The sequence below is a fragment of the Pedobacter sp. genome (assembly GCF_045628745.1).
In the GTDB taxonomy this organism is placed as follows: Bacteria; Bacteroidota; Bacteroidia; order Sphingobacteriales; family Sphingobacteriaceae; genus Pedobacter.
On record NZ_JAZQPU010000269.1, the window covers coordinates 1 to 7,438 of the forward strand.

The following is a 7,438-nucleotide window of genomic DNA, read 5'->3' on the forward strand; positions in this document are numbered from 1 at the left end:
GAAAAGGAGCCAGTAATAAACTGGTAGTTTTAATGGCTATCAATATTTTCCTTGACTCCACCATTGGCGCTATTCCCCTGGTAGGCCAGGTTTTCGATTTCTTTTATAAATCCAATACGCGCAATTTAAAGTTGATGAATGAGTATTATTTAGAGGGCAAACACCAGGGAAGTGGCAAAAATATCTTGCTATTGGTGGGTATCGTGCTGCTGATCCTGTTGGTGTTAGTGATCATTGCTTTATGGAAGCTGGGCGCATGGTTCATCGGCTTGTTCTAAAATAGGAGGCAGAAGAGTAAACGATATTCATTTTTTTGTTATTATGTCATTTAATTTAACAAAATTTGCACCTTATTTACGCGTCATAACCTTACATGGATATTTCTATTGTAGTACCCTTATATAATGAAGAAGAATCATTGCCAGAGCTCACCTCATGGATAGCAAAAGTAATGGCAGCGAACAACTTTTCTTATGAAATCCTTTATGTGGATGATGGGAGTACAGATAGCTCATGGGCCATTATTGAGCAGTTGAAACTGGAATATAGCGCTATCAAAGGTATAAAATTCAGGAGGAACTATGGCAAGTCGGCCGCTTTAAACGTAGCTTTTGCTGTTGCCCAGGGCGATGTGGTGATTACCATGGATGCCGATCTTCAGGATAGCCCTGATGAAATTCCTGCTTTATACCGTAAGATTAAAGACGAGAAATACGACCTGGTTTCCGGCTGGAAAAAGAAACGTTACGATCCTATTACTAAAACCATCCCTACCAAGTTGTTTAATGCGGCCACCCGGAAAATGTCTGGCATTCATTTAAATGATTTTAACTGTGGCCTGAAAGCTTACCGTAAGGAAGTGATCAAGACCATTGAAGTCTATGGAGAGATGCATCGTTATATCCCTGTGATTGCAAAATGGGCAGGCTTTAAAAATATTGGCGAGCAAGTTGTAGAACACCGTGCCCGTAAATATGGAGTCACTAAATTTGGCTTCAGTCGTTTCATCAATGGCTTTCTCGACCTTTTATCCATCTTTTTTGTGGGTAAATTTGGCAAAAGACCGATGCACTTTTTCGGTTCTTTGGGTGTACTCAGCTTTCTGTTGGGGACCTTAATGGCCTTATGGTTAATAGGGGTGAAGCTTTACCATATTGCTTTGCATTTACCTTATAAAAGAGAGATTACCGATCAGCCTATGTTTTATATTGCGTTGGTGGCTATTATAGTAGGTTCACAAATGTTCTTAACAGGTTTCGTTGCAGAGCTGGTTACCCGCAATGCGCCAGAACGTAATCATTACTTGATTGAAAAAGAAATAATTTAAGGGATGTTTTTTTCTATCATCATTCCCTTATACAATCGTCCACAGGAAATAGACGAATTATTAGCGACGCTAACCAAACAGACCTATACGCAATTTGAAGTATTGGTGATTGAGGATGGCTCTGTTAACGATGCAAAAGCTATTGTAGAAAGATACGCTAATCAACTGGATGTCCGTTACTTTTTTAAGCCCAACGAAGGACAAGGGTTTACCCGTAACTTTGGTTTTGAAAGAGCCAAGGGCGATTATTTTGTTATTTTTGATTCAGACTGCCTGATACCGGCAGATTACCTGGAAACAGTAAAAGATTTTCTCTTTGAACATGATTTGGATGCCTATGGAGGTCCAGATGCTGCACATGAAAGTTTTACACCAGTACAGAAAGCCATCAGCTATGCCATGACTTCACCCTTTACCACAGGCGGTATCAGGGGAAATAAAAAACACATCGGCACCTTTCACCCCCGTAGTTTCAATATGGGCGTTTCCCGTGAAGTATGGGAAAAAGTAGGCGGTTTTATTTTAACCCGCTTAGGCGAAGATATCGAATACAGCATCAGGATCCATGAAAACGGATTTAAAATTGGCCTTATTCCTGGCGCAAAAGTTTATCATAAACGCCGCACCAGTTTTGGTCAGTTTTACAAACAGCTGCATTTCTTCGGAAGGGCAAGGATCAATATTTACAAACACTTCCCTGCAGAGTTAAAACTGGTCCATTTTTTTCCTGCCATATTTACATTGGGTTTAATATTCACCCTGTTGTTAAATGTATTGTACCCACCATTAGCTTATATTTGTAATGCCATTATACTGATCTACTTTGGGATGATTTTTTCGCATTCCCTGTCGGTCAACAAATCGATAAAAGTTGCATATTTGAGTGTAGTCGCTGCATTTATTCAATTAACAGCTTATGGCTTGGGCTTTATACAAGATTTTGTTAAAAGAGTAGTATTAAAACAACAATGATAGAATATTTAAAAGAAAGTACCTTTACTGTTAACGAGGTGATTGGAAAAGCGTGGTCAGTAACGAAGCGGAATTACTTTTCCTTAGCCACCTTATGTTTTTTAATGTTTTTGACCTCCAATGCTTCAGGTATGATGGCCTTTTTCTTGAAGGATGTCAATAAAGGGTTAAGTTTACTGATGGCCGCTCTTTTTGTGTTCTTTTATTTCACCATCAACCTATCCCTGCTGAAATACATTTTTCACCTGCTTGATGATGAAGAAAATGATGTGAGCATTGTGAGCACGCTGCCCACCCGTCAACAGATCATTCGCTTTTTAATTGCCATGTGCTATTTTATGCTCTGCATTGTGGGCGTTTATTTAGTGGTCATCCTCATTGGTTTACCCTTTGTTTATACCGGCCTTAAAATGTCTGTTGTTACCAATGTAGCTATTTCCGTAGGTACAGTGGCTATTTTTGTTACCTGGGTGAGGATTTCCTTTTTTCCGTTTTTCATTATCGACAGACATCAAAAGCCATTTGGATCTATCAAATTTAGCTTGGCCATTACCAAAGGCAATTTCACCAAGATTCTATTGTTATCGTTGATATTAGGCACCTTTTACATCCTGTACCTTTTCTTAAGTTACCTGCAGTGGCCCATCATTTCATTTATGGTCAATGTATTAAGTTCATTTATCATTGTGCCTCTATCAAATGTGGCCTTAACCATTGCTTACAGAAGGATGATGCGCGAGTATAAGGGTGATGAAGAGCCTGATATTATTCATAATATTGTTTAAATAATTTATGGGAATTAAAGCAGCGTTAAGCAAACCGTTTGCCGCCTTTATAGTGGGACGGATACAGAAATGGAAGAACAATGCAGTCAAAGCACAACACGATACGCTTGCTGATTTAGTTGCCACAGCAAAAAATACTGCCTTTGGTAAAGATCACCATTTTTCTGACATTAAAAATTACGAAGATTTTAAAAAGCATGTTCCCATCAGGGATTATGAAGGTTTAAAGACCTATATAGACAGGATTGTTGCCGGTGAAGAAGATGTAACCTGGAAGGGTAAACCAGCTTATTTTGCAAAAACATCAGGCACAACTTCCGGGGCAAAATACATTCCTATTTCTAAGGAATCTATGCCAGAGCACCTTAAAGCAGCAAGGAATGCCCTGTTGACCTATATTCATGAAACAGGCAATGCCGACTTTGTAAACGGAAAGATGATCTTTCTGCAGGGCAGTCCGGTAATGGATACCAAAAATGGAATTAAGATTGGTCGCCTCTCCGGCATTGTGGCAAACCTTGTTCCAGCCTATTTGCAGAAAAACAGGCTGCCTTCCTATGCCACCAATTGTATTGAGGACTGGGAAGAAAAGGTAGACGCTATTGTAGAGGAAACGATCAATGAGGATATGACCCTGATTTCGGGCATCCCACCATGGGTACAAATGTATTTCGATAAGCTGATTGCTAAAACAAAGGGCAAACCGATCAAAGACATCTTCCCCAACTTTAAGCTTTTTGTTTATGGAGGGGTTAATTACGAACCTTACCGTGCTAAAATTGAAGCCAGTATTGGCCGCAAGATCGATGCGATAGAAACTTACCCGGCATCAGAAGGATTTATTGCCTACCAGGATAGCCAAAAGGATAAAGGATTGCTGTTATTAGCCGATGCAGGGATGTTTTATGAATTTATCCCGGCAGATGAATATTACAATGAGAACCCTACACGTTTGAGTTTAACAGATGTGGCGTTAGATACTAATTACGCCTTGATATTAAATACAAATGCCGGTTTGTGGGGTTATAGCCTAGGCGATACGGTGAAATTTGTAAGTAAAGATCCTTACAAGATAATGGTTACAGGTAGGATTAAACACTTTATCTCAGCCTTTGGCGAACATGTAATTGGCGAAGAAGTAGAACATGCTTTGTTAAGTGTTGCCAATGCCGAAGGGGTAGAGATTACCGAATTTACGGTAGCACCACAGGTTATTGATCCGGAAGGCGGATTACCTTATCATGAATGGTTTGTAGAATTTACCGAAGTTCCCAAAGACCTTGCTGCATTTAGCAAAAAGGTAGATGAGGCTTTACAAAAGAAGAATATTTATTACTTTGACTTAATTGAAGGTAAAATCTTGCAACCGTTGGTAATTCGTACCTTGCAAAAAGATGCGTTTGTTAACTACATGAGAGCCGAAGGAAAGTTGGGTGGGCAAAACAAAGTGCCACGTTTAGCCAATGACAGAAAAATTGCTGATCGACTGAGCAGTTTTCAAATTAAATAACATCGTCGGGAAATAGACGTTTAAAGGAGATATAACTTTTGGCAATTATAAAAAATATAAGCATACTGGGATCCACAGGGTCTATAGGAACACAAGCACTCGAAGTGGTTGAAGCCAATCCCGGTCGTTACCGTGTGGTTGCTTTAACAGCACAACAAAATGACGTATTGCTGATTAGCCAGGCTTTAAAATTTAAGCCTGAATTAGTCGTTATAGGTGATGAAGGAAAATATTTAACCGTAAAAGAAGGATTAGCAGGGACAGGAATAAAAGTTTTAAGCGGAGAAGCAGCATTGTGTGAGGCAGCAAGTTTGCCTTCTGCAGCTTTAGTGCTGACCGCAATTGTAGGTTCTGTGGGTTTAAGACCTACTATTGCCGCTATTGAAGCAGGAAAAGACATTGGCCTGGCCAATAAGGAAACCTTGGTGGTGGCCGGAGAAATGATTACGGCATTGGCTAAAAAGCATCATGTCAAGATTATCCCGGTAGATTCAGAGCATTCTGCCATCTTTCAATGTTTAGTAGGCGAAGAAAGAAATCCCTTAGAGAAGATATATTTAACAGCATCGGGAGGCCCTTTCAGGGGCAAAGACCGTGAGTTTTTAGCGGGGGTTACCAAGTTGCAGGCTTTAAAACATCCCAATTGGGTAATGGGGGCAAAGATTACTATTGATTCGGCGTCAATGATGAACAAGGGACTGGAAGTGATAGAGGCTAAATGGCTGTTTGACCTTGAGGTTGACCAGATTGATGTCATCATTCACCCTCAATCCATCATTCATTCCATTGTGCAATTTCAGGATGGGTCAATGAAGGCACAAATGGGACTGCCCGATATGAAACTGCCTATCCATTACGCTTTAGCTTACCCAAACAGGGTAGAAAGTAAGTTTCCGAGGTTCAATTTTATGAATTATCCGGAGCTCACCTTCTTCCCACCAGATAACGAAAGCTTCAGAAACCTCGACCTCGCTTTTACGGCTATGAAACAAGGAGGTAATATGCCTTGTATCGTTAATGCAGCCAATGAAGTGGTGGTGAGTGCTTTTCTGCAAGATAAAGTAGGCTTTTTAGAGATGAGTGATATCATTGAAAGGTGCATGACAGAAATGGCTTTTGTGGGCGAACCAACACTAAACAATTATTTAGAAACCGATGAACATACACGTATATTCGCCGGTGAACTTGTAACAAAGTAAGATTTTTTTGATCAATTAAAATACATTAATATAATATATGAGCGGACTGATTATGGCGGCCCAGTTGTTACTGGGATTATCGATATTAGTAATATTACACGAATTAGGGCATTTTTTGGCGGCGAGAGCATTTGGGATTAAAGTAGAAAAGTTCTATTTGTTTTTCGATGCCTGGGGTGTTAAATTGTTTAGCATTAAAAGAGGAGATGTTGAGTATGGCATAGGCTGGCTTCCTTTAGGAGGTTATGTTAAAATTGCGGGGATGATAGATGAGTCCATGGACACAGAGCAAATGGAGCAACCGATGCAGCCCTGGGAATTCAGGTCGAAACCAGCATGGCAACGTCTAATCGTGATGCTTGGCGGGGTAGTGGTGAACATTATTGTCGGTATCTTCATCTTCTGGATGATGACCTTCAAATATGGAGAAACCTTCGTTCCAAACAGTTCTGTACAAAGCGGAATTTATCCGGGATCTATTGGTAAAGAAATTGGCTTACAAAAAGGAGATAGGGTTATTGCTGTTAACGGCACTAAAGTCATTCGTTTTGACGAGCTGATTAGTCCGACGGTATTATTGGGAAACACCAATTTAACTGTTGTGAGGAATGGCAAAACACTTTACATCAAAGTTCCAGACAATATTTTAAACAAAGTATCTACGTTAGGGATTGAAGAATTCATCAGCCGTAAACCTTTGTTGACTTCTAAAATTGACACCGTTATTGCGGGAAAACCAGCATTTAAGGCAGGTGCTCAAAAAGGAGATAAGATTTTAGCCATCAATAACGTGCCTGTAAAATACGATATGGATGTTATCGAACAGTTAAAGAAAAATAAAGGCAAAGAATTATTGTTCACGGTTAACCGTGCCGGACAAAATGTAGCCCTTAAAGTGCCTGCAGATACTTCAGGTTTAGTAGGTATTGGTTTTGATTCAGATGAAATTAAAATTGAAACTATCCATTACAGCTTTTTACAGGCCTTGCCAATTGGTATTGAGCAAGCATGGGTACAATTCAGCACCAATGCTAAAGGGATAGCGAAAGTAGTTACAGGAAAAGTAGATGCCAACAAAGCATTTTCAGGACCTGTAGAAATTGCACGTAAGGTTTATGGTGGAGAGTGGATCTGGGCCAGATTCTGGGCTTCTACAGCATTTATATCTATCGCCTTAGCGTTTATGAATCTTTTACCTATTCCTGCCTTAGATGGCGGTCATGTAGTATTCCTGATCATTGAGATGATTAAAGGTAAACCACTTGGAGATAAATTTATGGAACGTGCCCAGATGGTAGGTTTTATATTGTTGCTTACCCTGATGGTCTTTGTATTGGGGAATGATATTTTTAAAGCATTTACAAGTTAAGCTACTATGGATTATTTTGAGTTGTATGGTTTGCCAGTTAGCTTCAATCCTGACCTTGCCATTGTAAAGCAGAAGTTTTACGAGCTGAGCAAGAAGTATCATCCTGATTTCTTCATCAACGAAAGTCAGGAGAAACAGGAGGAGGTTTTAGAGCTGTCGACCTTAAATAACAAGGCTTACCAGGTACTGAGTGATCCGCAAAAGCGCTTACACTATATTTTATCAATTAAAGGATTAATTAAAGAGGGGGAGAACTATGTTCTTCCCCAATCTTTT

At 39.8% G+C, this 7,438-nt stretch carries 8 protein-coding genes; all 8 read left to right on the forward strand.

Translation table 11 applies throughout. From position 1 onward, the window contains the following. Nucleotides 1–278: DUF4112 domain-containing protein (locus ACR2F7_RS10190; protein WP_432713464.1), on the forward strand; the 278-nt coding region annotated here is incomplete at its 5' end. Nucleotides 279–373: 95 nt separating this feature from the next. Further along, the gene (locus tag ACR2F7_RS10195) at nt 374–1,327 is read left to right on the forward strand and encodes a glycosyltransferase family 2 protein (protein ID WP_432713465.1); all 954 of its coding nucleotides are present in this window, start codon (nt 374–376) and stop codon (nt 1,325–1,327) included. A gap of 3 nt (nt 1,328–1,330) precedes the next feature. Further along, complete coding sequence (locus ACR2F7_RS10200; RefSeq protein ID WP_432713466.1) at nt 1,331–2,299, forward strand: glycosyltransferase; 969 nt, start codon at nt 1,331–1,333, stop codon at nt 2,297–2,299. Beyond that, complete coding sequence (locus ACR2F7_RS10205) at nt 2,296–3,084, forward strand: hypothetical protein (protein ID WP_432713467.1); 789 nt, start codon at nt 2,296–2,298, stop codon at nt 3,082–3,084. The genes ACR2F7_RS10200 and ACR2F7_RS10205 overlap by 4 nt, the downstream gene beginning before the upstream one ends. 7 nt (nt 3,085–3,091) lie before the next feature. Beyond that, on the forward strand, nt 3,092–4,594 hold the full coding sequence (locus ACR2F7_RS10210) for a GH3 auxin-responsive promoter family protein (protein ID WP_432713468.1): 1,503 nt from the start codon (nt 3,092–3,094) through the stop codon (nt 4,592–4,594). Between the two features lie 47 nt (nt 4,595–4,641). Beyond that, complete coding sequence (locus ACR2F7_RS10215; protein WP_432713471.1) at nt 4,642–5,793, forward strand: 1-deoxy-D-xylulose-5-phosphate reductoisomerase; 1,152 nt, start codon at nt 4,642–4,644, stop codon at nt 5,791–5,793. Nucleotides 5,794–5,830: 37 nt separating this feature from the next. Beyond that, nucleotides 5,831–7,162 carry an RIP metalloprotease RseP gene (rseP, locus tag ACR2F7_RS10220; RefSeq protein WP_432713469.1) on the forward strand — a complete coding sequence of 444 codons (1,332 nt, stop codon included), beginning with the start codon at nt 5,831–5,833 and terminating at the stop codon, nt 7,160–7,162. Between the two features lie 6 nt (nt 7,163–7,168). After that, the coding region (locus ACR2F7_RS10225; protein WP_432713470.1) for a DnaJ domain-containing protein at nt 7,169–7,438 on the forward strand (270 nt) is incomplete at its 3' end.